Consider the following 26,436-nt stretch of genomic DNA (forward strand, 5'->3'; position numbering starts at 1 on the left):
GCCCGGGGGACGCCGGTGCACAGCCCGTGCGCGAGTGGTGGAGACGCTGCTGCTCACGGCCGGTGCAACGGCACCGGCGGCGGCGGCCATTCCCGACGGGCCGGGCTCGCTACGCTGCGGCGCCGTGGCGGCAACCCCGGCGGTACGGGTCCTGGAGCAGGCGAAGGTGGCCCACGTGCTGCACCCGTACGACCCCGAGCACCCGGCCGACCAGGGCCACGGCGAGGCCGCCGTCGCCGCCTTGGGCGCCGATCCGCGGCAGGTGTTCAAGACCCTGGTGACCCGGGTCGACGGCGCCCTCACCGTCGCCGTGGTGCCGGTCAGCGGGGCCCTGGACCTCAAGGCGCTGGCCACGGCCGCCGGCGGCCGCAAGGCGGCGATGGCCGACCCCGCCGACGCCGAGCGGGCGACCGGCTACGTGCTCGGCGGCATCAGCCCACTGGGGCAGCGGAAGGCGCTGCCCACGGTGGTCGACGCCTCCGCGCTGGACTTCCCGACGGTGCTGGTCAGCGCCGGGAAGCGCGGGCTCCAGCTGGAGCTGCCCCCGGCGGAGCTGGTGCGGCTGACGCGCGCCCGGACGGCCTCCATCGGCCGTTGACGTCACGGCGCCGCGTACGGCGTCAGGAGCTGGTCGACCGGGGCGAAGTCGTCGGTCAGCACGGGGGCGTCCCCGACGAACCGGGTCAGCTCCTCCCCCTCGGCCACCTGCCAGGCCAGGTCCCGGCGGGTCAGCGCGGCGGCGATCTCCTCGACGGGCAGCGGCCGCTGCGACCCGACCGCGATCACGTTGCCGCCGTCCTCCCCGGCGAGGACCGGCGCGCGGGCGAGCAGGACCACGTGCTCGAACACCTCGCGCATCGTGGCCAGCTCGGCGCGCACGAACGACAGCGGGGGGTGGTCGATGAGGTTGACCGCGTAGACGCCGTCGTCGGCCAGTGCCCGGTCGACCAGCTCCAGCGCCTCGAGGGTGGTCAGCTGCCAGGGGACCGAGAGCCCGCCGAAGGCGTCGCCGACGACGAGGTCGCGCTGCCCCGCCGGCTCCTCGACCAGCCCGACCCGGCCGTCGGCGACCCGCACCCGCAGGTCGGCCGACGTCTCGAGGCCGAGCTGCTCGCGGTCCATCGCGACCACCCCGGGGTCGACCTCCACCACCTGGCTCTCCGTGCCGGGCCGTACCTCGGCGAGGTACCGCGGCAGCGTGAGCCCACCACCCCCGACGTGCAGCGCGGAGATCGGCTCCCCCGCGGGGAAGACCGCATCGGTCACCGCGGCGACGGCCCGGATGTAGGCGAACTCCAGGTAGGTCGGGTCGGCCAGGTCGACGTAGGAGTGCCGGAGGGTGTCGAGCATCAGCACCCGGCCCGAGGGCCGCTCCGGATCGGCGACCACCCGCGCGCAGTGGTAGGCCGTCTCCTCCTCGCACGGGGTCGGGGCGACCGCGGCGAGGCCGGCGCCGACGACGGCCAGGACGAGCAGGCCGGCCGGGACGGTGCGGGGCTCACCACCACGCCGCAGGACCACGCCGACCGCCACCCCGGTGAGCACGGTGACCGCCCCGGTGGCGACGAGGATGACACTGCTGGGCAGGACCGCCACGAGCACGAACCCGGTGGCGAACGTCGCCGCGATCCCGCCGAGCGTGCCGATGCCCGACAGCCGCCCGACGACCGCGCCGGTCTCGTCGAGGCTGGCCAGCTGGAGCTTCACGACCATCGGCGGGACGGCGGACAGCAGCGCCGCGGGCACGACCACGGCGACCGCGGCCAGCAGGAGCACGCCCCCGGCGTCGGCCCCGCTGAGCAGCGAGCCGGTGAACCGGACCAGCGGCAGCACGGCGACCACCAGCGCCCCGCCGGCGATCAGCAGCGGCGCCAGCAGCCGTCGAGGGTCCGTGCGGTCGGCCGTCGCCCCACCCAGCCACGCGCCGACGGCGATCGCCGCGAGCGCGAAGCCGATCACGGCGGTGCTCGTCTGGACGGTCACTCCGACGTAGGGCGCGATCAGCCGCAGGCCGACGATCTCCAGCACGAGGACCGCACCGGAGCTCAGGAAGGTCAGCCCCGCCGCGACCCAGGCCGGCAGCGCGCCGCCGGGTGGCGGGGGCTGCGGCGGCGTGTCGACCGGAGCACCGGCGGACGTCTCGTCCACGGCCACGTCAGAACAGCGCCGGCTGGTCGGCGGGGGCGTCCACGCCGTCCGTCCGGGCCAGCAGCTCGGGGCCGTTGTTGCGGACGCTGTTGACCGCCGGGCTCACCGGCCGCAGCTCCAGGCCGGCGACGAGCTCGGGTGGGGTGGACCGGGCGAGCTCCGCCACGTCCTCCCGGGCCGGGTCGAGCCACTCCGCCCAACGCTCCCGCGGCAGCACCAGCGGCATCCGGTCGTGGATCTCGGCGAGCGCACCGGTGGCCGGGGCGGTGACCACGGTGCACGTGTAGAGCCGGTCCTCGCCCGTGCCCCAGACCTCCCAGAGGCCGGCCATGGCGATCACCGACCCGTCCTCGGGGGTGATGAAGTAGGGCTGCTTGGCCGGGGAGTCCAGGCGCTTGGCCCACTCGTACCAGCCGTCGGCCGGCACCAGGCACCGCCGCGAGCGCGCCGCGCTGCGGAAGGCCGGCTTCTCGGTCAGCGACTCCGCCCGGGCGTTGAGCATCCGGTTGCCGACGGACGGGTCCTTGGCCCACGAGGGCACCAGCCCCCAGCGCACCGCCCGCAGCTCGCGGTGCCCCCCACCGGTCGGCACGCCCTCGGGGTCGCGCTCGCGGGCGTGCCGGACGACGTAGACGTCCTTGGTCGGCGCCACGTTGTAGTCGGCGGCCAGCGGGGGCTGCCCGCCGGCCGGGACCGCCTCGAACTCGAGCGCGAGGTCCTCGGGCTTGCGACTGGCCGCGTAGCGACCGCACATGGTGCCTCCTCGAGGGCACGGGGCTGTTCCCCCGACTCTAGGTGCGCCCACCGACGAGCCGGCGCCCGTGCGTGTGCCCGCGACGACCGGGTAGGGCCCCTCTGTCGGAACGCTCGACGAGAGACGAGGATCACCCCGTGACCGCGACGCAGAACCCACCGACCGACCACCCGAAGACCGCCAGCGACAGCGCAGACCGGCGCTACGCGACGGTCAACCCCTTCACCGGCGAGACGGAGAAGGAGTTCGACTTCACCCCCACCGAGGCCATCGACGGCATCATCGAGAGGGCGCACGCCGCCTACCTGGAGTGGCGTCAGCGGCCGGTCGAGGAGCGCGCCGCCGTGGTGCGCCGCGCCGCCGAGCTGATGGACGAGCGCCGTGACGAGCTCGCCGCCCTCGTCACGACCGAGATGGGCAAGCGCCGCGACGAGGCCGCCGGCGAGCTGTTCCTCTGCTCGATGATCCTGAAGTACTACGCGGACAACGGCCCCGGCTTCCTGGAGCCGACGCCGATCCAGCCGCTGATGGGCAAGGGCGAGGCGCTCGTGGAGACCCGGCCGATCGGCGCCCTGCTGGCCATCGAGCCGTGGAACTACCCCTTCTACCAGGTGGTCCGGGTCGCCGGCCCGAACCTGGTGCTGGGCAACACCGTCATCCTCAAGCACGCCGAGATCACGCCGCAGTGCGCGCAGGCCATCGAGCGGCTGTTCGCCGACGCCGGTGCGCCGGAAGGCGTCTTCACCAACACCTTCCTGCGCATCGCCGACGTCGAGCAGGTCATCGCCGACCCCCGCATCGCGGGCGTGACGCTGACCGGGAGCGAGCGCGCCGGCAGCGCGGTCGGCGCGCTGGCGGGCAAGTACCTGAAGAAGTCCGTGCTGGAGCTCGGCGGCAGCGACCCGTTCATCGTGCTCGACGCGGACGACCTCGCCGCCACGGTCAAGGCCGCGACCACGGGCCGGATGCAGAACACCGGCCAGGCGTGCATCGCCGCCAAGCGGATCATCGTGACCGAGGAGGTCTACGACTCCGTCGTCGCGGGCCTCCAGCAGGCGTTCTCCTCGTTCTCCCCCGGCGACCCCACCGACCCGGGGACGACGCTCGCGCCGCTGTCGTCGGAGCAGGCGGCCGCGGACCTGCACGCGCAGATCCAGGACGCGATCGACAAGGGCGCCACGGTGCTCACCGGGGGCACCCGCCCCGAGCTGCCGGGCGCCTTCGTCGAGGCCACCCTGCTCGCCGACGTCACCCCGGACATGCGCGCCTACCACGAGGAGCTGTTCGGCCCGGCGGCCGTCGTCTACAAGGTGAAGGACGCCGACGAGGCGATCGCGCTGGCCAACGACAGCGTCTACGGGCTCGGCGCCACCGTGATGAGCAGCGACCTCGACCGCGCCCGGTCGGTGGCCGAGCGGATCGAGGCCGGGATGGTGTGGATCAACCAGCCCACCGGCTCCTCCCCCGAGCTGCCGTTCGGCGGCATCAAGCGCTCCGGTTACGGCCGCGAGCTCTCCGAGCTGGCGATGTTCGAGTTCGCCAACCGGCGGCTGCTGCGCACGGTCCCGGCGAAGAAGGCCGACAAGCCGCAGGCGGGCTGATGGAAGGACCCCGTCCTCCTCTCGCCTCGCACGCTCGGCGCGAGCCTCGGGACGGGGCCACGGTGCGGCGCGGGTGACCGGGCAGACTGATCACGTGTCAGACGTCTGGTCCGCGCCGCACCACCCGGCTCCCGTCGACGCCGTCGTCACGCTGCCCGGCTCCAAGTCCCTCACCGCGCGGGCGCTCGTGCTGGCCGCACTGGCCGACGGCCCCAGCCGGCTGGTCCGCCCGCTTCGCGCCCGGGACACCGACCTGATGGCGGCGGCGTTGCGGGCACTGGGGGTGCGGGTCGACGAGGACGGCGCGGACTGGCTGGTCACCCCGGGGGGGCTGCGCGGGCCGGTGACGGTCGACGCCGGCCTGGCCGGCACCATCCTGCGGTTCCTCCCGCCGGTGGCCGCCCTCGCCGACGGCGACGTGACGGTCGACGGCGATCCGCGGCTGCGTGAGCGCCCCAACGCCGGACTCATCGCCGCCCTGCGGGCGCTCGGGGTCGAGGTCGACGACCACGGCCGGGGTCGGGCACCGTTCACCGTGCACGGCACGGGGCGGGTGCGCGGGGGCGCGGTCACCGTGGACGCGAGCGAGTCCTCGCAGATCGTCTCCGGGCTGCTGCTCGCCGCGGCCCGGTTCGACGAGGGCATCGACCTGGCCCTGACCGGCGGGGTGCCGTCGATGCCGCACGTCGAGATGACGGTGACGACGCTGCGCGAGCACGGCGTCGACGTCACCGGCACCGGCACCGGCTGGCGGGTGGTCCCCGGGCCGGTCGCGGCGCTGGACCGCGTCGTCGAGCCCGATCTCTCCAACGCCGCCCCGTTCCTCGCCGCCGCACTGGTGACCGGCGGGCGGGTGACGGTGCGCGACTGGCCGGCGGTGACCACCCAGCCGGGCGCGCAGCTGGACCGGCTGCTGGCCGCCATGGGCGCCTCCGTCGAGCGGACCCCCGATGGCGCGCTGCAGGTCACCGGCGGGGCCGGCGTCCGCCCGCTCGAGGCCGACCTCGGCGAGGTGGGCGAGCTGACGCCGGTGCTGGCCGCGCTGTGCGCCCTGGCCGACGGCCCCTCCCGGCTGACCGGGATCGCCCACCTGCGCGGGCACGAGACCGACCGGCTGCAGGCGCTCGACGAGGTGCTCACCGCCGTCGGCGCCCGGGTGCGGCAGCTGCCCGACGGGCTGGAGATCGCGCCCGGCCCGCAGCGGCCGGCCCTGGTGGACTCCTACGCCGACCACCGCATGGTCATGGCGGCCGCCGTCCTCGGCCTGGCCGTCGAGGGGGTACGGGTGGCCGACCCGGGGGCGGTCACCAAGACGCTGCCCGATTTCCGCGAGCGGTGGTCGAGGCTGCTGGGCGGGGCGAACGGAGCCCTCGCGTGAGCGCGCAGCGCGGCGCCCGGCGCATGGACGAGGACGACGTCCGGGTCCGGCCGAGCCGCCGTGGCTCCCGCCCCCGCACGCGCACCCGCCCCACGCACGCCGACGCCGTCCCCGGACTGGTGATCGCCGTGGACCGCGGGCGCATGACGGTGCGGGTCGACGGGCCCGACGGCGCCGTCGACGTGACCACCATGCGCGCCCGCGAGCTCGGCAAGCACGGCGTCGTCGTCGGTGACCGGGTGCGGGTGGTCGGCGACACCAGCGGCCGCACCGACAGCCTGGCCCGCATCGTCGCGATCGAGGAGCGCACGACCTCGCTGCGGCGCACCGCCGACGACACCGACCCGACCGAGCGGGTGGTGGTGGCCAACGCCGACCTGCTCGTCATCGTCACCTCGGTCACCGACCCCGAGCCGGCGCTGGGCTTCCTCGACCGCTGCCTGGTCGCCGCGTACGCCGGCGGGCTCGAGCCGCTGCTGTGCCTCACCAAGACCGACCTGGCGTCACCGCAGCCGCTGCTGGACCGCTACGCCGGGCTGAGCCTGGACGCCGTCCCGATGTCGCTGGAGCTGCCGCTGGACGACCTGACCGAACGGCTGCGGGACCGGATGAGCGTGTTCGTCGGGCAGTCCGGCGTCGGCAAGTCGACCCTGGTCAACCGGCTGGTGCCCGACGCGTTCCGCGCCACCGGCGACGTGAGCAAGATCGGCAAGGGCCGGCACACGTCGTCGTCGGCCGTGCTCTTCGACCTCCCCGGCGGGGGCACCGTCATCGACACCCCCGGCATCCGGTCCTTCGGCCTGGCGCACGTCACCGCCGACGACGTCCTGGCCGCCTTCGAGGACATCGCCGAGGCCGCCACCGAGTGCCCACCGGGCTGCGGGCACACCGCCGAGGACCCCGAGTGCGCGCTGGACGCCTGGGCGGCCGCGGGACCGCCGGCCCGGGAGCAGCAGCTGGCCGCCCTGCGGGTCCTGCTGGGTGCGGTCGGCCAGGTCGGCCCCGGTTACTGACCGCGGAACCAGCTCCGCGGCGGCTCGGTGAACAGGTCGTCGTCCATCGGCTCGTCGACCGCCCCGATCCGCAGGTCGTGCCCCCGTCCCGAGATCTCCCCGCCGACGGCCTCGGTCAGCACGCAGACGCCGGTCTGCACGTCCAGCCGCACCCGGAAGGCGTCGGAGTACTCCGCCAGGATGTGCTGCGGGTGGTCGCGGTACTCGTCCAGGTCCACCTCGCGCGAGCGGAGCAACATCGGCGGACGGGGCCGGGGCCACGCCGGCAGTCTGCGGGTGCGGCAGCGGGTCGTCGCACGGATTCGTCGACAGGTCGACACGTCGACGAGGGAACTCAGACCTCCACGTAGCCGCCGCTGCGCCAGTAGACCCCGGCGTCCCGGCTGAGCAGTCCCTCGTCCACCAGGTAGCGGCGCAGCGCCGCGACGTCGGGGTGCCAGACGGCCAGCAGCGCGTTGACCTCGCGCTCGGGATAGCGGACGCCGGGCTCGAACACCCGCACCAGGTGGTCGAGGACCACCAGCCGCTTGCTGTGCTGGGCGGGGATGGACACCAGCCGGCCGTCACGGACGAAGGCCGACAGGACCGCGTCCACCGCCGGGTCGTCCGAGAGCGGCTCCGGCGCCGGGGCGGCCTCGGCGGCGGCGCGGGCGGCCGTGCCGAACCGCTCGGTGTGCAGCGCCAGGACGTGACCGTCGCGGTCGACCAGCCCGGCCCGGGCCAGCCGGCGGGCCGCGAGCGCGACCTCCTTGAGCGACAACCCCGACGCCGCGGCCACCTCCTCGATGGTCGTGGCGCCCAGCGCGAGCGCGGCCACGACCTTCAGCCGCACCGGGTCGGCGAGCAGCCCCGCGATCGTCGCTGCGTCCACGCACCCGACGGTATCCGTGCATCGGTGCCCGGGTGCGGGGTAGGACCCGACCATGGTCAGCCCCATCGACATCCAGAAGGCCCTGTCCGGCATGGACTACCCCGCGGGCAAGGACGACATCGTCAAGCACGCCGAGCAGCACGGCGGGGACGAGGAGGTCCTCGACGCCCTCCGGAACATCGAGGACCGCGAGTACGAGGGCCCGAGCGGGGTCAGTTCCGCCGTCTTCGACTGACCGCCGCTAGGTTGGGTGTCCATGACGTCGGGTCGGGGCTTCTCAGAGGACATGCGGCTGGCACACGTGCTGGCCGACCAGGCCGACTCGATCAGCATGGAGCGGTTCAAGGCGCAGGACCTGACGGTCGACACCAAACCCGACCTGACCCCGGTCACCGACGCCGACCGGGCGGTCGAGGAGATGCTGCGCATCACGCTGAGCCGCGCCCGCACCCGTGACGCGGTGCTGGGCGAGGAGTTCGGCACGACCGGCCACGGGTCCCGCCGCTGGGTGCTCGACCCCATCGACGGCACGAAGAACTTCGTCCGCGGCGTGCCGGTGTGGGCCACGCTGATCGCGCTGTTCGACGGCGACGAGCCGGTCGTCGGGCTGGTCTCGGCGCCGGCGCTGAACCGGCGGTGGTGGGCGGCGAAGGACGTCGGCGCCTGGACCGGACGCCGGCTGGAGTCGGCCACCCGCTGCCGCGTGTCGGAGGTCGCCGAGCTCGGTGACGCCAGCCTCAGCTACTCCAGCCTCTCGGGCTGGGAGGAGCGGGGCGGGCTCGACGGCTTCCTCGACCTCACCCGCTCGGTCTGGCGCACCCGCGCCTACGGCGACTTCTGGAGCTACGTCCTCCTGGCCGAGGGGGCGGTGGACATCGCCTGCGAGCCGGAGGTCTCGATCTGGGATCTCGCCGCACTGGACGTCATCGTGCGCGAGGCCGGCGGCCGGTTCACCGACGTCACCGGCGCTCCCGGGCCGGCCGGCGGGAGCGCCCTGGCGACCAACGGCAAGCTGCACGACGCCGCCCTGGAGCGGCTGCGGGCCAGCGAGACGGTGCACCCGCTGACCTCCGCCCCGCCGGTCCCACCCTCCTGATCAGCTCCGCGACGGTTCGACCACCGGCCCGGCCTCGCGCGCGGGGACGACGTCCGCACCGAGACCGCGCGCGGCCAGCAGCGCCGCACCGACGGCCGATGCGCTGCGCAGCCGCACGACCTGGACCGGGCGCCGCAGGACGTCGGCGAGGAGCTGCGGCACCGGAGCGGACCGCACGCCACCACCGGTGAGCACCACCGGGACGTCGGCGTCGGGCGGTTCGAGCAGCGCCGCCGCCGCGGCCACCGCCCCGACGACGCCCTCCACCGCCGCGCGCGCCAGGTGCGCCCGCGTGGTGCCCGGGTGCAACCCGTCCCAGCCGGCGCGGTCCTCCGGTCCGGCGACCCCACCCCGCTCGCCGGTGAGGAACGGCCGGAAGACCGCTCCCCCGGCGTCGGGCACCGACGCGGCCGCCGCGAACAGGTCCGCCCAGGACAGGCCCAGGACACCGCACACCCAGGCCCAGGCCGAGCCCCCGTTCTGCAGGGCCGCCATCGCGTACCAGCCGCCCTGGGCGTCGGCGTAGCCGTGCACCGGGGGGTCCGCCACCGGGTGCGGCGACCAGCCCGGTCGCAGCACCTGCGCGCCGGTGCCCAGGTTCACCTGCAGCCCGGTGGTCGTGCCCGCCGCCAGCAGGGCCAGCGGGGTGTCCGCCGCGCCGACGACGACCGGCACCTCCCCGACGGCCAGGGCGGGCGCGCCGACGACCTCCGTGCCGGGGCGGACCGCAGGGAGCAGCCGCGCCGGCACCCCGGCGGCGGCGGTCGCGGCGCCCGACCACCCGTCCGCGGGGACATCCCACAGCAGCGTGCCGGAGGCGTCGCTGCGGTCGGTGACCGGCGGGCCGCCGGGCACGAGCGCGGCCCGCAGCGCGTCCTTGGGCAGCAGGACGGCCGCCGCCCGCCCGAGCACCCCCGGCTCGTGCCGGGCCAGCCAGGCCAGCACCGGTCCGGTCATCCCGGGCACGAGCGGGTTGGCCAGCGCGGCGCGGTCGGCCGTGGCGAGCCGCCGCCAGCCGGCCAGCTCGTCGACTGCCCGGGTGTCCGGCCAGAGCACTGCCGGGCGCAGCGGCGCCCCGGCGGCGTCCACCAGGACGGTGCCGTGCATCTGGCCCGACAGCCCGAGCGCTCGCACCCGGGAGCTCCGCAGCACGGGCGCGAGCTCGTCCAGGGCGCCGTCGAGGGCCCGCCGCCACACCGCCACGTCGATCTCGGCCCGGTCCGGCGCCGGCCGGTCGTACGCGTAGGGGGACTCGGCCTCGGCCACGACGGCGCCGTCGTCGCGCAGCGCGACGACCTTCAGCCCGCTGGTGCCCAGGTCGGCCCCGAGGAAGACGCCCGTCGTCACCGGCTGCCGTCACGCCCCGGGTGGCCGGTGTCCCGCATCTCGTCGGCCGGGCTCATGCGGTCGGCTCCGGGCTGTCCCCGTAGGCGTAGCTGCTGTCCACGTACCGCCCGCCGACCGCCGCGCCCGGCGGCGCGATGGCGTCCAGCCGGGCAAGGTCGTCGTCGCCGAGCTCGATGCCGACGGCGGCGACGTTCTCCTCCAGGTAGCTCCGGCGCTTGGTGCCCGGGATGGGGACGACGTCCCGGCCCTGGGCCAGCACCCACGCCAGCGCGAGCTGACCGGGCGCCACGCCCTTCTCCGCGGCGAGCTCGCGGACGGCGTCCACCAGGCGCAGGTTGGCGGCGAACGCCTCCCCGGTGAAGCGGGGGTGGCCCCGCCGCCAGTCGTCGGCGTCGAAGTCCTCGGGGCTGGTGATCGCCCCGGTGAGGAAGCCGCGGCCCAGCGGGCTGAACGGCACGATCCCGATGCCGTGCTCCCGAGCCACGCCGAGGACCCCCTCCTCCAGGTCCCGGGTCCACAGCGACCACTCGCTCTGCAGCGCCGCGATGGGGTGGACGGAGACGGCGCGGCGGATCGACGCGGCGCTCGCCTCGGAGAGCCCCAGGTACCGGATCTTGCCCTCGGCCACCAGCCCGGCCATGGCACCGACGGTGTCCTCGATCGGCACCCTCGGGTCGACCCGGTGCTGGTAGTAGAGGTCGATCACCTCGACGCCCAGCCGGCGCAGGCTGGCCTCGGCGCAGGCCCGCACGTTCTCCGGCCGGCCGTCGATGGTCATGCCGCCGTCCGGGCGACGGGACAGCGAGAACTTCGTCGCCAGCTGCACCTCGTCCCGCCGCCCGGCGATCGCCTCACCCACCAGCTGCTCGTTGTGGCCGCTGCCGTAGACGTCGGAGGTGTCGAGGAACGTCACGCCCAGCTCGAGGGCCCGGTGGATGGTCGCGATCGACTCGGCGCGGTCGGCCGCGCCGTACATCTGGCTCATCCCCATGCAGCCCAGGCCGAGGCTCGAGACGGCCAGCCCGTCACGGCCGAGCGTGCGGGTACCGACGGGAGGCGGCGTGGTGGCAGGCATGCCCGCATCCTCGTCCGGGCGTCGCGCTGTCCGCCACCGCTCAGGCGGCGTCCCGCACCCACCCCGGCCCGGGCGCGGGAGGCCGTGGGCGGGCCGGCCCCAGCTGCGCCGAGCGCACCGGGCCGGCGGGGCGGACCGCCCGCACCCGCGCTCCGGCCGACCACCGCCGGCAGGCACGGTCGGCGAGGTGGCTGAGCGTGGGCAGGGTGAGGAGGACCAGCGCCCCGGCGGCCCACCCGGCCAGGACGTCGCTGACCCAGTGGGTGCCCAGGTAGACCGTGGTGGCGCCGACCGTGGCCGCGAGCACGCCCGCGACGGCCGCCGCCACGCGCCGGTGGCGCGTGACCAGGTAGGCGACCAGCCCCCACGTGACGACGGCGTTGGCGGCGTGCCCGGACGGGAACACCATGCCGTCGGTGAAGACCTCGGCGGCCCCGGGCCGGAGGGCGGCCTCCTCGAGCTGCAACGGGCCGAGCCGGCCGAAGGCGATCTTGGCCGCGCCCACGGTGGCGTTGAGCAGCAGCATCGCGCCGGCCACCACCAGCAGCGGGCGCGGATCGCGATCCCGGTGGAACCGCACGGCCAGCCAGCCGCCGAGGAGCACCAGGCACACCATCCGCTGCCCGAGCAGGACCCAGTGGGACAGCAGCGGTTCCCACTCCGGCCAGCGGAGCGCGGGCTGCCAGCGGAGGGCCGCGGCATCCACGGCCACCAGGGGGGATCCGGTGCGGACCGCGACCGCCAGCGCGGCGTAGACGGCGACCAGCACCCCCGCCAGCAGGATCCTGCGGTACCGGCGACCGACGGGCGGGGACGAGGGCGGGGACCCACCGTCCCCCGGGATCCCCACGGATCGAGGTTAGGCGGGGCGACCCGACCGCGCCCCGGGACGACGGCGTCGGCGCCCCCATCCCGCGTGCACCGCCACGACGCGCGTACCGGCGCGCGTCTCCGTACCCGCACTCTCACGCACCGTCGCTGCCGCGGGGGGAGTTTCCGGGTGCGGGCCGGGGGTAGGCGCGCAGGACGTCCGGATGCCCCCACCGCGCTGCGCCGGCGCCGGGCCACCGTCACCCGGGCCCGCGCGACGTCACCCCGCCGGACGAACGTCCGAGGACGGACCGACCGAACCGGAGGACCCCATGAGCTCCCACCGCAGCCGGCCCGGCCTGCGCCGCACCGCCCGCGTCCTGGGCCTCGCCAGCACCGGCCTCGGGGTCGCGATGCTGCGGGACCCGAAGGGCGTCGCGCGGTTCTCCGGCGTCGACGACTCGGCCACGGCGCTGTCGGTGATCCCGCTCGTGGGAGCCCGCGAGCTGCTGCACGCCCTGCCGCTGCTCGCCGGCCGGCCGGGCTGGGCCTGGACCCGGGTGGCCGGCGACGCCGTCGACCTCACCGCCATGGGCGTGGCCCTGTCGCACCGCAGCGGCGAGCGGGGCCGCCGGCTGCGCAACGCCACGGTCGCCGTCGCGGGTCTGGCCGCGCTGGACCTGCTCACCGCCGCGCGATCCCGCCGGGGCGGCAGCCGCAGCGCCGCCCAGGAGCTGCTGCCTTCCTCGGCCCCGTGGAAGAGCGCGATCGACGTCTCCGCGGCCGCCACCGTGAACAAGCCACCGCAGGAGGTCTACGCCCGCTGGCACGACTTCGCCCGGCTGCCGGAGTTCATGGCGCACGTGCGCGAGGTGCGCCCCGCCGGCATCGGGCGCTGGCACTGGGTCGCGGAGGCACCGGGCCGGCGCACCGTGGAGTGGGACGCCGAGGTGGTGGAGGACTCCCCCGGCGAGCGGATCCGCTGGCGGTCGCTGCCCGGGGCCGACATCGAGAACGCCGGCGTGGTCGAGTTCCGCCCCGCCCCCGGCGGCCAGGGCACCGAGGTGCGCGTGCGGCTGGCCTACGCCCAGCCCGGCGGCAAGGCCGGGAAGGCGGTCGCGAAGCTGTTCGGCGAGGCCCCCGACCAGCAGATCCGCGACGACCTCGCCCGCTTCAAGCAGATCCTCGAGACCGGGCAGGTGGTCCGCTCCGAGGGCACGCCCGAGGGGCCGCTGGCCCGCCGGATGGCGAAGCAGCAGCCCGCCGCACCCCGTTCCTGATCCCGCCCCGTCTCCGGAAGGACACCCCCGTGCGCGCCACCCAGTGGATGGGCAAGAACCACGTCGAGGTCAACGAGGTCCCCGACCCGCAGCTCCTCAACGACCGGGACGCGATCGTGCGGGTCACCTCCACCGCCATCTGCGGCTCCGACCTGCACCTCTACGACGGGTTCATCCCGACGATGAAGAAGGGCGACATCCTCGGCCACGAGTTCATGGGCGAGGTGGTCGACGTCGGCAAGGGGGTCTCGAACCTGCGCGTCGGCGATCGGGTCGTCGTGCCGTTCCCCATCGCCTGCGGCGCCTGCAACGCATGCGAGCGCGGCCTGTTCTCCGTCTGCGAGAACTCCAACCCGAACGCCGGCATGGCCGAGAAGCTGTGGGGCCACTCCCCCTGCGGGATCTACGGCTACTCCCACCTGGTGGGCGGCTACCCCGGCGGCCAGGCCGAGTACGCCCGCGTGCCGTTCGCCGACGTCGGCCCGCTGAAGATCGAGGACGACCTGAGCGACGAGCAGGTGCTGTTCCTGACCGACATCTTCCCGACCGGCTACATGGGCGCGGAGATGTGCGACATCTCCGGCGGCGATGTCATCGCGGTCTGGGGCGCCGGGCCGGTCGGGCTGTTCGCGGTCGCGAGCGCGAAGATGCTGGGGGCCGAGCGGATCATCGCCATCGACCGGTTCGACTACCGGCTGGCGAAGGCGCGCGAGGCGGGGGCCACCGACGTCCTCAACTACGAGGAGGTCGACGTCCTCGACGCGCTCAACGAGCTCACCGCCGGCCGCGGGCCCGACGGGTGCATCGACGCCGCCGGGCTGGAGGCCACCCACCCGACCGCCGCCATCGAGGCCTACGACCGGGCCAAGACCGCGGTCATGGCCGAGACCGAACGGCCGCACGCGCTGCGCGAGGCGATCATGGCCTGCCGCAACGGCGGCACCGTCTCGATCATCGGCGTCTACGGCGGGCTCATGGACAAGTTCCCGGTCGGCTCGCTGATGAACAGGTCGCTGACGGTCCGCACCGGCCAGGCGCACGTGCACCGCTACCTGAAGCCGCTCTACGAGAAGATCCGCGACGGGGAGATCGACCCGACGTTCCTGATCTCCCACACGCTGCCGCTGGAGCAGGCGCCGCAGGGCTACCGGATGTTCCGCGACAAGGAGGACGACTGCACCAAGGTCGTCCTCAAGCCCTGACCGTCCATCTGGTGAGATGACCACGACCGGGCACGGCGACGGAGCCGCGCCCCGGTACGAGGAGGGCGCCACCGTGCAGTACGCCGAGTCCGTCGTCGACCTGGTCGGCAACACCCCGCTGGTGAAGCTGTCGTCGGTGACCCGCCACCTGGGGCCGGACGCGCCCCTGGTGCTGGCCAAGGTCGAGTACCTCAATCCCGGCGGCTCGGTGAAGGACCGGATCGCCGTCCGCATGGTCGACGCGGCGGAGGCCGACGGCCTGCTGAAGCCCGGCGGCACGATCGTGGAGCCGACCAGCGGCAACACCGGCATCGGCCTGGCCCTGGTCGCCCAGCAGCGCGGCTACCGGTGCATCTTCGTCTGCCCCGACAAGGTGGGCCAGGAGAAGATCAACGTCCTCAAGGCCTACGGCGCCGAGGTCGTCGTCTGCCCCACCGCGGTCGATCCCGCCGACCCGCGGTCGTACTACTCGGTCTCCGACCGGCTCAGCCGGGAGACCCCCGGTGCCTGGAAGCCCGACCAGTACTCCAACCCCAACAACCCGCGCTCGCACTACGAGACGACCGGCCCGGAGATCTGGGCGCAGACCGAGGGCCGGATCACGCACTTCGTCACCGGCGCCGGTACCGGCGGGACGATCAGCGGCGTCGGCCGCTACCTCAAGGAGGCCTCCGGGGGCCGGGTGCAGGTCATCGGCGCGGACCCCGAGGGCTCGGTGTACTCCGGCGGCACCGGCCGCCCCTACCTGGTGGAGGGCGTCGGGGAGGACTTCTGGCCGACGACCTACGACCGGGAGGTCGCCGACGAGATCGTCGCGGTCTCCGACGGCGACTCCTTCGCCATGACCCGCCGGCTCGCCCGCGAGGAGGGGCTGCTGGTCGGGGGCTCGTGCGGCATGGCGGTGGTGGCCGCGCTCCGGGTGGCCGAGCGGCTCACGAGGGACGACGTCCTCGTGGTGCTGCTGCCCGACGGCGGCCGCGGCTACCTGAACAAGATCTTCAACGATGCGTGGATGGCCGACTACGGCTTCGTCGAGGCCACCGGCGGCGAGACCGTCGGCGAGCTGCTGCACACCAAGTCCGGCGAGACGCCGACGCTGGTGCACACCCACCCGAACGAGACCGTGCGCGACGCCATCGACATCCTCCGCGAGTACGGCGTCAGCCAGCTGCCGGTGGTCCGGGCGGAGCCCCCGGTGACGGCCGGGGAGGTCGTGGGCTCGATCGACGAGAAGACGCTGCTCGACGCGCTGTTCGCCGGCCAGGCCTCGCTGGCCGACCGGGTGGAGAAGCACATGTCGCCCCCGCTGCCCATCGTCGGCTCCGGGGAGGCGGTCAGCGCCGCCGTCGCCCAGCTCGGCTCGGCCGACGCGCTGCTGGTGCACGTCGACGGCAAGCCCGCCGGCGTCGTCACCCGGCAGGACGTGCTCGGGCACCTCGCGGGGGTGACCCGGTGACCGGCTTCAACACCCGCGCCATCCACGCCGGGCAGGAGCCGGACCCGGCCACCGGCGCGGTCATCCCCCCGCTGCACCTGACCACCACCTACAAGCAGGACGGCGTCGGCGGACTGCGCGGCGGCTACGAGTACAGCCGCAGCGGCAACCCCACCCGGGACACGTTGCACGCCGCGCTGGCCGCGCTGGAGGAGGGCACGACGGCGCTGGCGTTCGCGTCGGGCCTGGCCGCCGAGGACACCCTGCTGCGCACCACCTGCCGGTCGGGCGACCACGTCGTCCTGGGTGGCGACGCGTACGGCGGCACCTTCCGGCTGATCTCCCGCGTCCTGTCGGAGTGGGGGCTGGCGCACACCCCGGTCGACCTCGCCGACCCCGAGGCGCTGCGCGCGGCGATCCGCCCCACGACGCGGGTGGTCTGGTGCGAGACCCCCAGCAACCCGCTCCTGAACATCACCGACATCGGGCGGACGGCGGCGATCGCCCACGAGGCGGGCGCGCTGCTCGTCGTCGACAACACGTTCGCCTCGCCCTACCTGCAGCGGCCGCTGACGCTGGGTGCCGACGTCGTCGTCCACTCGACGACGAAGTACCTGGGCGGCCACTCCGACGTCGTCGGGGGCGCCCTCGTCACCCGCGACGCCGAGCTGGGTGAGCAGCTCGCCTACAACCACAACGCGATGGGGGCGGTCGCGAGCCCGTTCGACTCGTGGATGGTGCTGCGCAGCCTCAAGACGCTCGGCGTCCGGATGGACCGGCACTGCGCCAACGCCGCCCGGATCGCGGAGTTCCTCGTCGGCCGCCCGGACGTCGCGGCGGTGCTCTACCCGGGGCTGCCGGACCACCCCGGCCACGAGGTCGCGGCATCCCAGATGTCCGGCTTCGGCGGGATGATCTCCTTCCGGCTCCGGGACGGCGAGGAGGCGGCGCTGCGGGTCTGCGAGCGGACGCGGCTGTTCACGCTGGCGGAGTCCCTCGGGGGCGTGGAGTCGCTGATCGAGCACCCGGGGCGGATGACCCACGCCAGCGCCGCCGGCTCCCCGCTGGAGGTGCCGGCCGACCTGGTGCGGCTCTCGGTCGGCATCGAGGACGTCGACGACCTGCTGGCCGACCTGGAGCAGGCGCTGCGCTGAGCCTCAGGCTCCGGGCGCGGTCGGCCCGACGATGAACAGCGGGCGGAAGTGCTCGACCACGGGGAACGGTTCGTAGAAGGAGTGCAGCAGGCGCCGCCACTCCTGGTATCCCGGCGAGCCGCGGAAGCCCTCGGTGTGGTCCTCCAGGCTGTTCCACTCGACGAGCAGGAGGAAGACGTTCTCCCGCTCCACGCACCGTGACAGCAGCAGCCGCCGGAAGCCCGGCGACGCGGAGATGATCGGGGCAGCGGACCGGAACGCCGCCTCGAACTCGGCCTCGCGGCCCGGTGTCACGGAGAGCTCCGCGTGCTCGAGGATCACGCCCTGCACCGTACGGCCCGCCGGCCACCGCGCCGGCGGGTGCCGCGGCGGCCCTCAGCGCGGCGCGGTGAGGATGCGCGGGCCGTCCGCGGTCACCGCGACCGTGTGCTCGACGTGGGCGGCGCGGCTGCCGTCGGCGCTGCGCAGCGTCCAGCCGTCGGCGTCCACCGTGTAGTCGTCGGAACCACCGGCGAGGAACCAGGGCTCGATCGCGATGACCAGCCCCGCGCGCAACGGCACGCCGCGGCCCGCGCGGCCCTCGTTGGGCACCGACGGGGCCTCGTGCATCGTGCGCCCCACCCCGTGCCCGCCCTGGTCGGTGTTGATGCCGCACCCGCCGGCCCGGCCGACCGCGCCGATCGCGGCGGAGATGTCGCCCACCCGGTTGCCGACGACGGCCGCGGCGATACCCGCCTCCAGCGCCCGCTCGGTGGTGGCCACCAGCGCGAGGTCCTCGGGCCGCGGCGTGCCCACCGGGAAGGTGATCGCGGCGTCGCCGACCCAGCCGTCGAGCACCGCACCGGCGTCCACGCTGAGCAGGTCGCCGTCCTCGAGGACCTCCGGCGTCGGGATGCCGTGCAGCGCGACGTCGTTCACCGACAGGCACAGGACACCGGGGAACGGCGGGGTCGTCGGCAGCGGGGCGTAGCCGAGGAAGGGCGAGGTGGCGCCGGCGTCGGCCAGGACGTCGCGGGCGACCGCGTCGAGCTGGGTCAGCCGCACGCCCGGCGCCGCGAGGGCCCGCACCGCGGCGTGCATGTCTGCCACCACCGCGCCGGCGGCACGCATCGCGTCCAGCTCACCGGGGGTGCGGAGTTCGATCACGGTGGTCCTCCTCGGACGCTTCCGGTAAAGCTATCCCAGTATTACTATCACGACCATGGTGCGACCGCCGCTGAGCCCCGAGGAACGCCAGCGCGGCCGGCGGCTCGGCGCGCTGTTGCGCGAGGCGCGTGGCGACCGGCCCCCGGCGGAGGTCGCGGCGGCGTCCGGGGTGAGCCTGGAGGCGCTGCGCAAGATCGAGTCCGGCCGCGTGCCCACCCCGGCCTTCTTCACCGTGGCGGCGCTGGCGCACGCGCTGGAGCTGCCGCTGGACCGGCTGGTCGAACTGCTCGCCGACCGCGTCGACGGACCGGCACTGAGCGCCTGAGGTCGCCGCTCCGGTGGCCCGGCGAGCCCGGGACCTGACCGGGCAGTCGCCCTCTGCCCACGGCGGCCGGGCAGAGGCCGACTGCCCGGGAGCACCTCCTGGTGGCCGACCCGCAGGGCCACGCGCAGCGAAGGGTGCGGCCGTCGGCGTGTTCGAGGACCGCGCCGGCACGGTACGCAGACAAGGTGACCGCCTCACGCGTGACCGTCGTCGTCGCCACCCGGGACCGCCGCGAGTCGCTGCTGCGGTCGCTCGCCCACCTCGACGAGGGCGCCCACCCGGTGGTCGTCGTCGACAACGGCTCCTCCGACGGCACAGCGGCGGCCGTCCGCGCCGAGCACCCGGGCGTGACCGTCGTCGAACTGCCGGAGAACCGCGGGGCGGTGGCCCGCACCGCCGGCGTCGAGCGGGCCGACACGCCCTACGTGGCGTTCGCCGACGACGACTCGTGGTGGGCGCCCGGTGCCCTCGACCGCGCCGCCGACCTGCTCGACGAGCACCCCCGGGTCGCCCTGATCGCCGGCCGGGTGCGGATGGCCGCGGACGGGTCGGTCGACGCGGTCACGCGCAAGCACCGGGCCGCCGTCCTGGGGACGACGCCGGGCGCCCCGGGGCCCGACGTGCTCAGCTACCCGGCGTTCGCCACCGTGGTCCGCCGCGACGCGTACCTGTCGGTCGGCGGCTTCTCGCCGCTGCTGTTCTTCGGCGGGGAGGAGCACCTGCTGGCGCTCGACCTGGCCGCGGCCGGGTGGCAGCAGGTCTACGCCGACGACGTGGTCGCGTGGCACGACCCCGCCGGGCCGACCACCGTGTCCGCTGACCGCTGGGCGCTGCAGACGCGCAACGACCTGCTGGTGGACTGGCTGCGCCGGCCGCTCCCGGTGGCGCTGGCCGCCACCGCCCGGCTGGCCCGGCGGGCGCCGACCGAGCCGGCCGCCCGGAGAGCGCTGCTGGGGTGGGCGCGCCGGTTACCGGCCGCGCTGCGCCGGCGCCGACCGGTCCCTCCGGCCCTCGAGCGCCGGTTCACCCGTGCGCAGCGCCCGCTGGACGCCCCAGCTGCTCGGTGAACCACCGCCGCGCCTCCTCGGTGCCGGCCATCCCCCGGCTCCGGGAGCGGGCGACGGCCCCGGCGAGGTCACCGGACAGGCAGCGGGAGAGCGCCGCGTCCAGGATCTCGGCGGTGACCTCCTCGGCGTCGAGCACCAGCGGCCAGTCCAGTGCCCGCGCCTGCCCCGCCACCTTGGCGCCACCGGCGATCGGGTCGCAGGCGATGACCGGGCGGTCGTTCTTGAGACCGAGCACCAGACCGTGCAGCCGCATGCTCACGACGACGTCCGCACGCCGGAGCAGGGCCTCGACCTGCGCCGGCCGGCGCGGGTGCGGCTTGTCGAACAGGTCCGTGTCGATCGGGAACCACGGCAGGGCACGCGCCGCCAGCCACTCCTCGATGACCCCCCGCACCCGGTCGGCCCGGCTGCGGTCGCCGTACTCGCCCTGCGGCGGGGCGAACGCCACCGCCAGGACCGGGGCGTCGTCCGCTGCGCCCGCCATGGCCAGGTCGGGCCGGGTGACGCCGGTAGCGTCGCGCTCCCGGACCACGTCGAACATCTCGAGCGCGGTGTCGTCGACGACGGAGACGTTGACCGCCCACCGCTGCGCGCCCGCGAAGGCCGTGGTCAGCTCGGGCAGGGGCGCCAGGTCGCCGACCGGTCCGGTGGTGAACACCAGGTGCGTGTAGTCGGCCGGGTCGACGTCGCGCCAGTGCACGCCCCGCCGCAGGTACGGCGCCCAGGCGACGTCGTGGTCGATGCCGAGCTCGGTCAGCCAGCCGGTGACGGCATCGGCCCCCAGCTCGTCGCCGACGGTGGCGATCACCTCGTCGAAACTGAACCAGCCCGCCACCAGAACTCGCACGACGAGCAGCCTCGCAGCCCGACGTCGCCCGGGCATCCGGAGGGAACGAGATCCCCGCCCCACCGGCCGCCCACCGGCCCGCGCCTCAGCGGTCGGTGTCGGCCACCAGGTCGGCGTAGTCGGGGTGCCGCTCGATCCAGCTGGCGACGAAGGAGCAGCGCGGCACCACGGCACCGCCCTGCGACCGCACCTCGTCGAGGGCGGCGCGGACGAGGGTGCTGCCCAGCCCGGACTGCCCGGCCTCGGGGTCGATCTCGGTGTGCGTGAACACCAGGGTGTCGCCGCGGCGCTCGTAGGCGGCCACGCCCAGCACGCGGTCGCCGTCGCGGATCTCGAACCGGCCGGACTCGGGGACGTCGGTGACAGTGGTCTCCATGCCCGCGGTCAACCGGCCGCGGGCGCAGGCTGTTCCGCGACCAGCTGCAGGGCGCGGGTCGGGCACTGCCGCACCGCCTCCTCGGCGTCGCGGAGGTCGCCGCCCTCCGGGTGCGGGCGCAGCACCGTCACCGTCCCCTCGTCGCCGACCTCGAACAGGTCCGGTGCGAGGGCCTCGCAGGCGCCGGCGCCCACGCAGCGCTCCAGGTCTGCCTCCAGCCGACTCATCGGCCCCCCGCCAACCGGGCCGGGAGCCGCTTGAGCCCGTTGACGAACGACGACCGCAGCCGGTCCGGCGGACCGGTGATCTCCAGGTCCGGCAGCTGCTCGAACACCCGGGCGAAGGTGATGGCCAGCTCGCGCCGGGCCAGGTGGGCACCCAGGCAGAAGTGCGGCCCCTTCGACCCGAAACCGACGTGCGGGTTAGGGTCGCGCCCCAGGTCGAAGCGGTGCGGGTCGGCGAACACCTCGGGGTCGCGGTTGGCGGCGGCGTAGAAGAGCAGGAACTTGTCCCCGGCGGCGAACCGGTAGCCGTTCAGCTCCCCGTCGCGGGTCGCGGTACGGCGCATCCAGGTGATCGGGCTGGTCCAGCGCACGATCTCCTCGACGGCCGTGCGGGTGAGCCCCGGATCGGCGACCCAGCGGGCCCGCTGGTCCGGGTGCTCCTGCAGCGCCAGCAGCCCCTGCGAGATGGCGTTGCGGGTGGTCTCGTTACCCGCGACCAGCAGCAGGATGAAGAACGAGGCGATCTCCTGGTGGGTCAGGCGCTCGCCGTCGACGTCGGTCGTGACCAGGGCCGTGGTGAGGTCGTCGGTGGGCCGCTCCACCCGTTCGGCGGCCAGCCGCTCCATGAGCGCGGCCAGTTCGATGCCGGCCATGAGCACCCCGGTGAGGGGGTCCTCCTCGTCCTCCACGAGCTCCGGGTCACCACCGGAGAGGATGACGTTGGACTTCGCCAGCACCATCGCCCGGTCCGTCTCCGGGATGCCCATCATGTCGCAGATGACCCGCAGCGGGACGGGTGCGGCGAGGTCGGCCACGACGTCGAACGTGCCGTCCCCCGCGGCCGCCTTCCGCCGCACCTCGGCCAGGACGTCGTCGACGATCCCCGCCACCGAGTCCACCACCCGCTCGAGCATCCGCGGGGTGAACGTCTTCGCCACGATCCGGCGGATCTTGGCGTGCCGCGGGTCGTCCATGCTGATCAGCGAGCCGTAGAACTCGTTGAGGTCGGCCGGGATGTCCTGGATGGAGACCGCCCCCTCCCCCGAGCAGAAGAGGGCGGGCTGGCAGCTGATCGCCTCCAGGTCGGCGTAGCGGGTGACCGCGTGGTAGCCGGGACCGCTCTGCAGGTTCGGGATCTCCGGCTCCGCGAAGAACGCGAACGGCCGCTCGGCACGGAGCCGGTCGAAGACGGCGTGGCGCTCGGCCGGGGGGCGCAGCCAGAAGTCGCGGTCGGACAGGTCGATGCCGAGATCGGCGGCGCCCGCCTTGCGCGGGGGCGGCACGGTTCCCGGTGCTGGTGCGGCGTCGACGGACACGAGCGGTCCTCCCTGAACGGCGGTCGTGCCCCGCACGCTAGAGAGAATCGGGGTGACACACAACACACTGCCGCGGGCGCTCGTGGGCCCTGACGCACGGAGGCCCGGTCACCTGCGTGACCGGGCCTCCGTCGTGGTAGCGGGGACAGGATTCGAACCTGCGACCTCTGGGTTATGAGCCCAGCGAGCTACCGAGCTGCTCCACCCCGCGTCGGTGACACCCACAGTACACCTGCCGGGCGCCGGCGTCGCGTCGGTCCCGCGACGCGCGCAACACCGCACCCGCGACGACACTGTGACCAGCCGCTCGTCCCCTGGAGGTCCCCCCGTGTCCCAACCGTCCGCCGACCTGCGCAACGTCGATCTGCTGGCCATCTACTGCAACGACCACCTGGCTGCCTCGACCGGGGGCATCGAGCTGGTCCGGCGGATGCTGGACGTGCACCGGGGGACGAAGTACGCACCCAGGCTCGAGCAGCTGCTGGCCGAGCTGCACGAGGAGAAGGCCGCGCTGAGCGCGACCATGGACGCCCTCGGCCTTCCGATCCAGCGGCACAAGCAGGTGGCGCTGTGGATCGGCGAGAAGATCTCGCGGCTGAAGCTCAACGGCAGGCTGCTGAGCCGCTCCCCCCTGAGCGACCTGGTGGAGTTCGAGTTCCTCGCCTCCGCGGTCCGGGCCAAGCGCAGCGGCTTCGAGACCCTGCGGGAGGTGGCCGACGCCGACGACCGCCTCGACAAGGAACAGCTCGACGGGTTGGTCGAGCAGGCCAACCGGCAGCACGAGTGGGCCACCGTCGCCCGGCGCGAGGTCGCCGCGCGGATCTTCGGCGGGAACGACCACGCGTCGGACCGGGCGGCGGACTGACCCCTTCGAGGTCCCGACGGGCCCGGAACGTCCTCCGGAACGGGTTTGCCGCCCCCGCGCGTCGTGCACACCGAAGGAGGCCGATGTCGCCGCGCCTCCCCGGTCGCGGCACCGCGTTCGTGCGGCCGGGCCGCGCCCGCGCCGCGACAACCACGGAAGGGGCTGCCGTGCGCGCAACGGGAGAAGCCGGGACCGGTCGGGTCGTCGTCGTGACCGGTGCGAGCGGGGGGATCGGGCGGGCCACCGCCGTCGCCTTCGCCCGCCGGGGGGACCGGGTCGCCCTGCTGGCCCGGGGCGAGACCGGCCTGGCCGGGGCCGCAGCGGACGTGCGCGCCGCCGGCGGCACCCCGCTGGTGATCCCGGTGGACGTCGCCGACGCGGCGGCCGTCGACGCGGCGGCGAGCCGGGTGGAGGAGGAGCTCGGGCCGATCGACGTCTGGTGCAACGTCGCGTTCAGCACGGTGTTCGCGCCGTTCGAGCAGATCACCGCCGAGGAGTGGGAGCGCGTCACCCAGGTCACCTACCTGGGGTTCGTGCACGGCACCATGTCGGCGCTGCGGCGGATGAAGCCGCGGGACCGCGGCGTGATCGTGCAGACCGGCTCCGCGCTCGCCTACCGCGGCATCCCCCTGCAGAGCGTCTACTGCGGGGCCAAGCACGCCATCAAGGGCTTCACCGAGTCGCTGCTGACCGAACTGCGGCACGACGGCAGCAACGTGCACGTCACGATGGTCAACCTGCCCGGGGTCAACACCCCGCAGTTCGACTGGGTGCTCAACAAGCTGCCCGAACGGCCGCAGCCGGTGCCCCCGATCTACCCGGTCGACCTGATGGCCGAGGCCCTCGTCCACGCGAGCGAGCACCCGCGGCGCCGCGCATGGTGGGTGGGCAACCCGACCGTCTGGACGATCCTCGGCAACAAGGTCTGGCCGCAGTTCCTGGACTGGTACCTCGCCCGCAACGGGTACGAGGGGCAGCAGCGCGGCGAGCAGGCGTCCCCCGACGACCCGGTCAACCTCTGGAAGCCGGCCGACGGGCCCGACGGCCGCGACTTCGGTGCCCGAGGCAGCTTCCGGCACCGGACACGGGACCGGGATCCGCAGATCTGGGCCTCCCGCCACCACGGCGCCCTCGCCGCAGCCGGTGCCGGGCTCCTGGCGACGGCGGTGGCCGCCTGGCGCCGCGACCGCTGACCGATGGCGGGGCGGATCGAGGACTACGCGCTGATCGGAGACCTGCAGACCGCCGCCCTCGTGGGCCGGGACGGGTCGATGGACTGGTTGTGCCTGCCCCGCTTCGACTCCCCCGCCTGCTTCGCCGCGCTGCTCGACGACGACCGTGCGGGTCGCTGGCTGCTGGCGCCCAGCGGGGCGGCCGGCTGCGCCCGACGCCGCTACCGCGGTGACTCGCTGGTGCTCGAGACGGAGTGGGAGACGCCCGACGGCTCGGTCGTCGTCGTCGACTTCATGCCCGTGCGCGGCGAGGCCGCCGAGGTCGTCCGGATCGTGGAGGGACGCTCGGGTCGCGTGCGGATGCAGACGACCCTGCGGCCGCGCTTCGACTACGGCCAGCTCCGCCCGTGGACCTACACCGACGGCGACGACCTCGTCGCCGTCGCCGGACCGGACGCGCTGTGGCTGCGCACCCCGATACCCCTCGAGCAGCACGACGGCACGGCGCGAGCGGAGTTCTGGGTCGACGCCGGGGAGCGCGTCCCGTTCGTCCTCAGCCACGGTTCGTCCTACCGACCGCGTCCCCGGCCGCCGGAGCCCGAGGCGGCGCTCACCAACACCGAGACGTTCTGGGCCGACTGGATCGGCCGGTGCGACTACACCGGGCAGTGGGATGACGCGGTCCGCCGCTCGCTCATCACCCTCAAGGCACTGACCTACGCCCCCACCGGTGGCATCGTCGCCGCAGCGACGACCTCCCTCCCCGAGAAGCTGGGCGGGGTGCGCAACTGGGACTACCGCTACACGTGGCTCCGGGACGCCACGTTCACCCTGCAGGCCCTGCTCGGCACCGGCTATGTGCACGAGGCGCGGGCGTGGCGCGACTGGTTGCTGCGCGCGGTGGCCGGCGACCCTGCAGACCTCCGGATCATGTACGGCCTCGACGGCACCCGGCGGCTGCCGGAGCACGAGCTGCCCTGGCTCGCCGGCTACGAGGGCTCCGCGCCGGTACGGATCGGGAACGCCGCCGCCGACCAGTTCCAGCTCGACGTCTGGGGCGAGGTGCTCGACGGCCTGCACCTGGCCCGCGAGGCCGGCATGCCGCACAGCGCGGACGCGTGGTCCCTCCAGCGGGAGCTCCTGGACTACCTGGAGGGCGCGTGGGACGAGCCCGACAACGGCCTGTGGGAAGTGCGCGCCACGCGGCGGCACTTCGTGCACAGCAAGGTCATGGCCTGGGCCGGGGTCGACAGCGCGGTCCGGGCGGTCGAGCAGCAGGGCCTCGATGGTCCGGTGGACCGCTGGCGGGCCCTGCGCAGCGAGATCCACGCCGACGTGTGCGCCAAGGGCTACGACGCCGAGCGCGGCACGTTCACCCAGTACTACGGCTCGCGGGGCCTGGACGCGGCCCTGCTGCTCATCCCGCGGTTCGGGTTCCTCGACTGGGACGACCCCCGGGTGACGGGCACCGTCGAGGCCGTCCGCCGCGAACTGGACGAGGACGGCCTCCTGCTGCGGTACCGGCCGGAGGCCGAGGACACCGACGACGGGCTGCCCGGTCCCGAGGGCGCCTTCCTCGCCTGCAGCTTCTGGCTGGTCGACGCGCTGAACGGCACGGGACGCCGAACCGAGGCGACGGAGTTGTTCGAGCGGTTGCTCGGGCTGCGCAACGACGTGGGGTTGCTGAGCGAGGAGTACGACACCCGGCTCGGTCGTCAGCTCGGCAACGTGCCGCAGGCGTTCAGCCACGTCGGACTGGTCAACGCCGCCCGTCACCTCAGCGGCACGCACCCGGCCGAGCAGCCCGGATCGGACCCGGCCGGCCGGCCGTGAGCCGGCCGGTACCGCGGGAGTCGCGCCGTCCGGGCCTCAGGACGGCGCCCCCCTTACGGCCGAGGTGTGATGGACGAATGGTCGGCCTGACCGTCCGGGTC

At 74.7% G+C, this 26,436-nt stretch carries 28 protein-coding genes and 1 tRNA gene; 15 read left to right on the forward strand and 14 right to left on the reverse strand.

What is annotated here, in order from left to right; genetic code table 11:
• Positions 1-124 precede the first annotated feature (124 nt).
• Positions 125-598: a Cys-tRNA(Pro) deacylase gene (gene ybaK / locus ACI79S_RS05905; protein WP_456592505.1), complete on the forward strand. Its 474-nt coding sequence runs from the start codon at positions 125-127 to the stop codon at positions 596-598.
• A gap of 2 nt (positions 599-600) precedes the next feature.
• On the opposite strand, the gene ACI79S_RS05910 is transcribed toward ybaK, so the two are convergent.
• Both ACI79S_RS05910 and ACI79S_RS05915 read right to left on the reverse strand, forming a co-directional pair.
• Positions 601-2,148 carry a fused MFS/spermidine synthase gene (locus ACI79S_RS05910; RefSeq protein ID WP_456592506.1) on the reverse strand — a complete coding sequence of 516 codons (1,548 nt, stop codon included), beginning with the start codon at positions 2,146-2,148 and terminating at the stop codon, positions 601-603.
• Positions 2,149-2,155: 7 nt separating this feature from the next.
• Positions 2,156-2,902, reverse strand: a complete 747-nt coding sequence (locus ACI79S_RS05915; protein ID WP_456592507.1) for an SOS response-associated peptidase — start codon at positions 2,900-2,902, stop codon at positions 2,156-2,158.
• A gap of 137 nt (positions 2,903-3,039) precedes the next feature.
• Here ACI79S_RS05915 and ACI79S_RS05920 point away from each other — a divergent pair, with 137 nt between their 5' ends.
• The 3 genes from ACI79S_RS05920 (at position 3,040) to rsgA (ending at position 6,894) form a co-directional block, all read left to right on the forward strand.
• The gene (locus ACI79S_RS05920) at positions 3,040-4,503 is read left to right on the forward strand and encodes an NAD-dependent succinate-semialdehyde dehydrogenase (RefSeq protein ID WP_456592508.1); all 1,464 of its coding nucleotides are present in this window, start codon (positions 3,040-3,042) and stop codon (positions 4,501-4,503) included.
• A 94-nt stretch (positions 4,504-4,597) separates the two neighbouring features.
• Positions 4,598-5,881 (forward strand): 3-phosphoshikimate 1-carboxyvinyltransferase, encoded by a 1,284-nt coding sequence (gene aroA / locus ACI79S_RS05925; protein ID WP_456592509.1) that lies wholly within the window; start codon positions 4,598-4,600, stop codon positions 5,879-5,881.
• A complete protein-coding gene (gene rsgA / locus ACI79S_RS05930) occupies positions 5,878-6,894 on the forward strand; it encodes a ribosome small subunit-dependent GTPase A (protein ID WP_456589279.1) in 1,017 nt (338 codons plus the stop codon). Before aroA ends, rsgA begins: the two co-directional genes overlap by 4 nt.
• Here the strand turns inward: rsgA and ACI79S_RS05935 are convergent.
• Positions 6,888-7,133: a hypothetical protein gene (locus tag ACI79S_RS05935; protein WP_456592510.1), complete on the reverse strand. Its 246-nt coding sequence runs from the start codon at positions 7,131-7,133 to the stop codon at positions 6,888-6,890. The two genes, rsgA and ACI79S_RS05935, sit on opposite strands and share 7 nt — an antisense overlap.
• Before the next feature lie 95 nt (positions 7,134-7,228).
• Positions 7,229-7,765: a DUF2087 domain-containing protein gene (locus tag ACI79S_RS05940; protein ID WP_456592511.1), complete on the reverse strand. Its 537-nt coding sequence runs from the start codon at positions 7,763-7,765 to the stop codon at positions 7,229-7,231.
• Positions 7,766-7,817: 52 nt separating this feature from the next.
• Between ACI79S_RS05940 and ACI79S_RS05945 the strand changes: the two genes are divergently transcribed.
• On the forward strand, positions 7,818-8,000 hold the full coding sequence (locus ACI79S_RS05945; RefSeq protein ID WP_456592512.1) for a DUF2795 domain-containing protein: 183 nt from the start codon (positions 7,818-7,820) through the stop codon (positions 7,998-8,000).
• A gap of 21 nt (positions 8,001-8,021) precedes the next feature.
• On the forward strand, positions 8,022-8,861 hold the full coding sequence (gene hisN, locus ACI79S_RS05950; protein ID WP_456592513.1) for a histidinol-phosphatase: 840 nt from the start codon (positions 8,022-8,024) through the stop codon (positions 8,859-8,861).
• On the opposite strand, the gene ACI79S_RS05955 is transcribed toward hisN, so the two are convergent.
• Genes ACI79S_RS05955 through ACI79S_RS05965 form a run of 3 tightly spaced genes read right to left on the reverse strand, consistent with a single transcriptional unit; the run spans position 8,862 to position 12,133 of the window.
• The gene (locus ACI79S_RS05955; protein WP_456592514.1) at positions 8,862-10,208 is read right to left on the reverse strand and encodes an FGGY family carbohydrate kinase; all 1,347 of its coding nucleotides are present in this window, start codon (positions 10,206-10,208) and stop codon (positions 8,862-8,864) included.
• A 52-nt stretch (positions 10,209-10,260) separates the two neighbouring features.
• Positions 10,261-11,283 (reverse strand): aldo/keto reductase, encoded by a 1,023-nt coding sequence (locus ACI79S_RS05960; protein WP_456592515.1) that lies wholly within the window; start codon positions 11,281-11,283, stop codon positions 10,261-10,263.
• A 40-nt stretch (positions 11,284-11,323) separates the two neighbouring features.
• Positions 11,324-12,133 carry a phosphatase PAP2 family protein gene (locus tag ACI79S_RS05965; RefSeq protein ID WP_456592516.1) on the reverse strand — a complete coding sequence of 270 codons (810 nt, stop codon included), beginning with the start codon at positions 12,131-12,133 and terminating at the stop codon, positions 11,324-11,326.
• A gap of 292 nt (positions 12,134-12,425) precedes the next feature.
• On the opposite strand from ACI79S_RS05965, the gene ACI79S_RS05970 reads away from it, so the two are divergent.
• The 4 genes from ACI79S_RS05970 to ACI79S_RS05985 are packed head-to-tail and all read left to right on the forward strand — an operon-like array spanning position 12,426 to position 17,164.
• Positions 12,426-13,373 carry an SRPBCC family protein gene (locus ACI79S_RS05970; RefSeq protein WP_456592517.1) on the forward strand — a complete coding sequence of 316 codons (948 nt, stop codon included), beginning with the start codon at positions 12,426-12,428 and terminating at the stop codon, positions 13,371-13,373.
• A 29-nt stretch (positions 13,374-13,402) separates the two neighbouring features.
• Positions 13,403-14,575 (forward strand): zinc-dependent alcohol dehydrogenase, encoded by a 1,173-nt coding sequence (locus ACI79S_RS05975; RefSeq protein WP_456592518.1) that lies wholly within the window; start codon positions 13,403-13,405, stop codon positions 14,573-14,575.
• Between the two features lie 16 nt (positions 14,576-14,591).
• Positions 14,592-16,031: a cystathionine beta-synthase gene (locus ACI79S_RS05980; protein ID WP_456592519.1), complete on the forward strand. Its 1,440-nt coding sequence runs from the start codon at positions 14,592-14,594 to the stop codon at positions 16,029-16,031.
• Positions 16,028-17,164 carry a cystathionine gamma-synthase gene (locus tag ACI79S_RS05985; protein WP_456592520.1) on the forward strand — a complete coding sequence of 379 codons (1,137 nt, stop codon included), beginning with the start codon at positions 16,028-16,030 and terminating at the stop codon, positions 17,162-17,164. The genes ACI79S_RS05980 and ACI79S_RS05985 overlap by 4 nt, the downstream gene beginning before the upstream one ends.
• A 3-nt stretch (positions 17,165-17,167) precedes the next feature.
• On the opposite strand, the gene ACI79S_RS05990 is transcribed toward ACI79S_RS05985, so the two are convergent.
• Both ACI79S_RS05990 and map read right to left on the reverse strand, forming a co-directional pair.
• Positions 17,168-17,485 (reverse strand): antibiotic biosynthesis monooxygenase family protein, encoded by a 318-nt coding sequence (locus ACI79S_RS05990; RefSeq protein WP_456592521.1) that lies wholly within the window; start codon positions 17,483-17,485, stop codon positions 17,168-17,170.
• Positions 17,486-17,539: 54 nt separating this feature from the next.
• Positions 17,540-18,310 carry a type I methionyl aminopeptidase gene (gene map, locus ACI79S_RS05995; protein ID WP_456592522.1) on the reverse strand — a complete coding sequence of 257 codons (771 nt, stop codon included), beginning with the start codon at positions 18,308-18,310 and terminating at the stop codon, positions 17,540-17,542.
• 55 nt (positions 18,311-18,365) lie between these two features.
• Between map and ACI79S_RS06000 the strand changes: the two genes are divergently transcribed.
• Together ACI79S_RS06000 and ACI79S_RS06005 are read left to right on the forward strand one after the other, a co-directional pair.
• Positions 18,366-18,635: a helix-turn-helix domain-containing protein gene (locus tag ACI79S_RS06000; RefSeq protein ID WP_456592523.1), complete on the forward strand. Its 270-nt coding sequence runs from the start codon at positions 18,366-18,368 to the stop codon at positions 18,633-18,635.
• 185 nt (positions 18,636-18,820) lie between these two features.
• The gene (locus tag ACI79S_RS06005) at positions 18,821-19,702 is read left to right on the forward strand and encodes a glycosyltransferase family 2 protein (RefSeq protein WP_456592524.1); all 882 of its coding nucleotides are present in this window, start codon (positions 18,821-18,823) and stop codon (positions 19,700-19,702) included.
• Here ACI79S_RS06005 and ACI79S_RS06010 read toward each other — a convergent pair.
• From ACI79S_RS06010 to ACI79S_RS06030, 5 genes are all read right to left on the reverse strand, one after another.
• On the reverse strand, positions 19,659-20,549 hold the full coding sequence (locus tag ACI79S_RS06010) for a polysaccharide pyruvyl transferase family protein (protein ID WP_456592525.1): 891 nt from the start codon (positions 20,547-20,549) through the stop codon (positions 19,659-19,661). The two genes, ACI79S_RS06005 and ACI79S_RS06010, sit on opposite strands and share 44 nt — an antisense overlap.
• Positions 20,550-20,634: 85 nt before the next feature.
• Positions 20,635-20,925 carry a GNAT family N-acetyltransferase gene (locus ACI79S_RS06015; RefSeq protein ID WP_456592526.1) on the reverse strand — a complete coding sequence of 97 codons (291 nt, stop codon included), beginning with the start codon at positions 20,923-20,925 and terminating at the stop codon, positions 20,635-20,637.
• A gap of 8 nt (positions 20,926-20,933) precedes the next feature.
• Positions 20,934-21,152 (reverse strand): ferredoxin, encoded by a 219-nt coding sequence (locus ACI79S_RS06020; protein ID WP_456592527.1) that lies wholly within the window; start codon positions 21,150-21,152, stop codon positions 20,934-20,936.
• On the reverse strand, positions 21,149-22,465 hold the full coding sequence (locus ACI79S_RS06025) for a cytochrome P450 (protein WP_456592528.1): 1,317 nt from the start codon (positions 22,463-22,465) through the stop codon (positions 21,149-21,151). Before ACI79S_RS06025 ends, ACI79S_RS06020 begins: the two co-directional genes overlap by 4 nt.
• Positions 22,466-22,599: 134 nt before the next feature.
• A tRNA-Met gene (locus ACI79S_RS06030) sits at positions 22,600-22,676 on the reverse strand.
• Between the two features lie 117 nt (positions 22,677-22,793).
• On the opposite strand from ACI79S_RS06030, the gene ACI79S_RS06035 reads away from it, so the two are divergent.
• From ACI79S_RS06035 to ACI79S_RS06045, 3 genes are all read left to right on the forward strand, one after another.
• A complete protein-coding gene (locus ACI79S_RS06035) occupies positions 22,794-23,330 on the forward strand; it encodes a hypothetical protein (protein ID WP_456592529.1) in 537 nt (178 codons plus the stop codon).
• Positions 23,331-23,413: 83 nt separating this feature from the next.
• Positions 23,414-24,523 carry an SDR family oxidoreductase gene (locus tag ACI79S_RS06040; protein ID WP_456592530.1) on the forward strand — a complete coding sequence of 370 codons (1,110 nt, stop codon included), beginning with the start codon at positions 23,414-23,416 and terminating at the stop codon, positions 24,521-24,523.
• A 3-nt stretch (positions 24,524-24,526) separates the two neighbouring features.
• On the forward strand, positions 24,527-26,335 hold the full coding sequence (locus ACI79S_RS06045; protein ID WP_456592531.1) for a glycoside hydrolase family 15 protein: 1,809 nt from the start codon (positions 24,527-24,529) through the stop codon (positions 26,333-26,335).
• Positions 26,336-26,436: the final 101 nt, after the last annotated feature.

It is taken from the genome of Blastococcus sp. SYSU DS1024 (assembly GCF_054050795.1).

Coding starts and splice junctions, on each gene's coding strand:
- ACI79S_RS05915 (WP_456592507.1), bottom strand. CDS start 2,902: ATGTGCGGTCGCTACGCGGCCAGTCGCAAGCCCGAGGACCTCGCGCTC.
- ACI79S_RS05935 (WP_456592510.1), bottom strand. CDS start 7,133: ATGTTGCTCCGCTCGCGCGAGGTGGACCTGGACGAGTACCGCGACCAC.
- ACI79S_RS05945 (WP_456592512.1), top strand. CDS start 7,818: ATGGTCAGCCCCATCGACATCCAGAAGGCCCTGTCCGGCATGGACTAC.
- hisN (WP_456592513.1), top strand. CDS start 8,022: ATGACGTCGGGTCGGGGCTTCTCAGAGGACATGCGGCTGGCACACGTG.
- ACI79S_RS05960 (WP_456592515.1), bottom strand. CDS start 11,283: ATGCCTGCCACCACGCCGCCTCCCGTCGGTACCCGCACGCTCGGCCGT.
- ACI79S_RS05970 (WP_456592517.1), top strand. CDS start 12,426: ATGAGCTCCCACCGCAGCCGGCCCGGCCTGCGCCGCACCGCCCGCGTC.
- ACI79S_RS05980 (WP_456592519.1), top strand. CDS start 14,592: ATGACCACGACCGGGCACGGCGACGGAGCCGCGCCCCGGTACGAGGAG.
- ACI79S_RS06000 (WP_456592523.1), top strand. CDS start 18,366: ATGGTGCGACCGCCGCTGAGCCCCGAGGAACGCCAGCGCGGCCGGCGG.
- ACI79S_RS06015 (WP_456592526.1), bottom strand. CDS start 20,925: ATGGAGACCACTGTCACCGACGTCCCCGAGTCCGGCCGGTTCGAGATC.
- ACI79S_RS06020 (WP_456592527.1), bottom strand. CDS start 21,152: ATGAGTCGGCTGGAGGCAGACCTGGAGCGCTGCGTGGGCGCCGGCGCC.
- ACI79S_RS06040 (WP_456592530.1), top strand. CDS start 23,414: ATGTCGCCGCGCCTCCCCGGTCGCGGCACCGCGTTCGTGCGGCCGGGC.
- ACI79S_RS06045 (WP_456592531.1), top strand. CDS start 24,527: ATGGCGGGGCGGATCGAGGACTACGCGCTGATCGGAGACCTGCAGACC.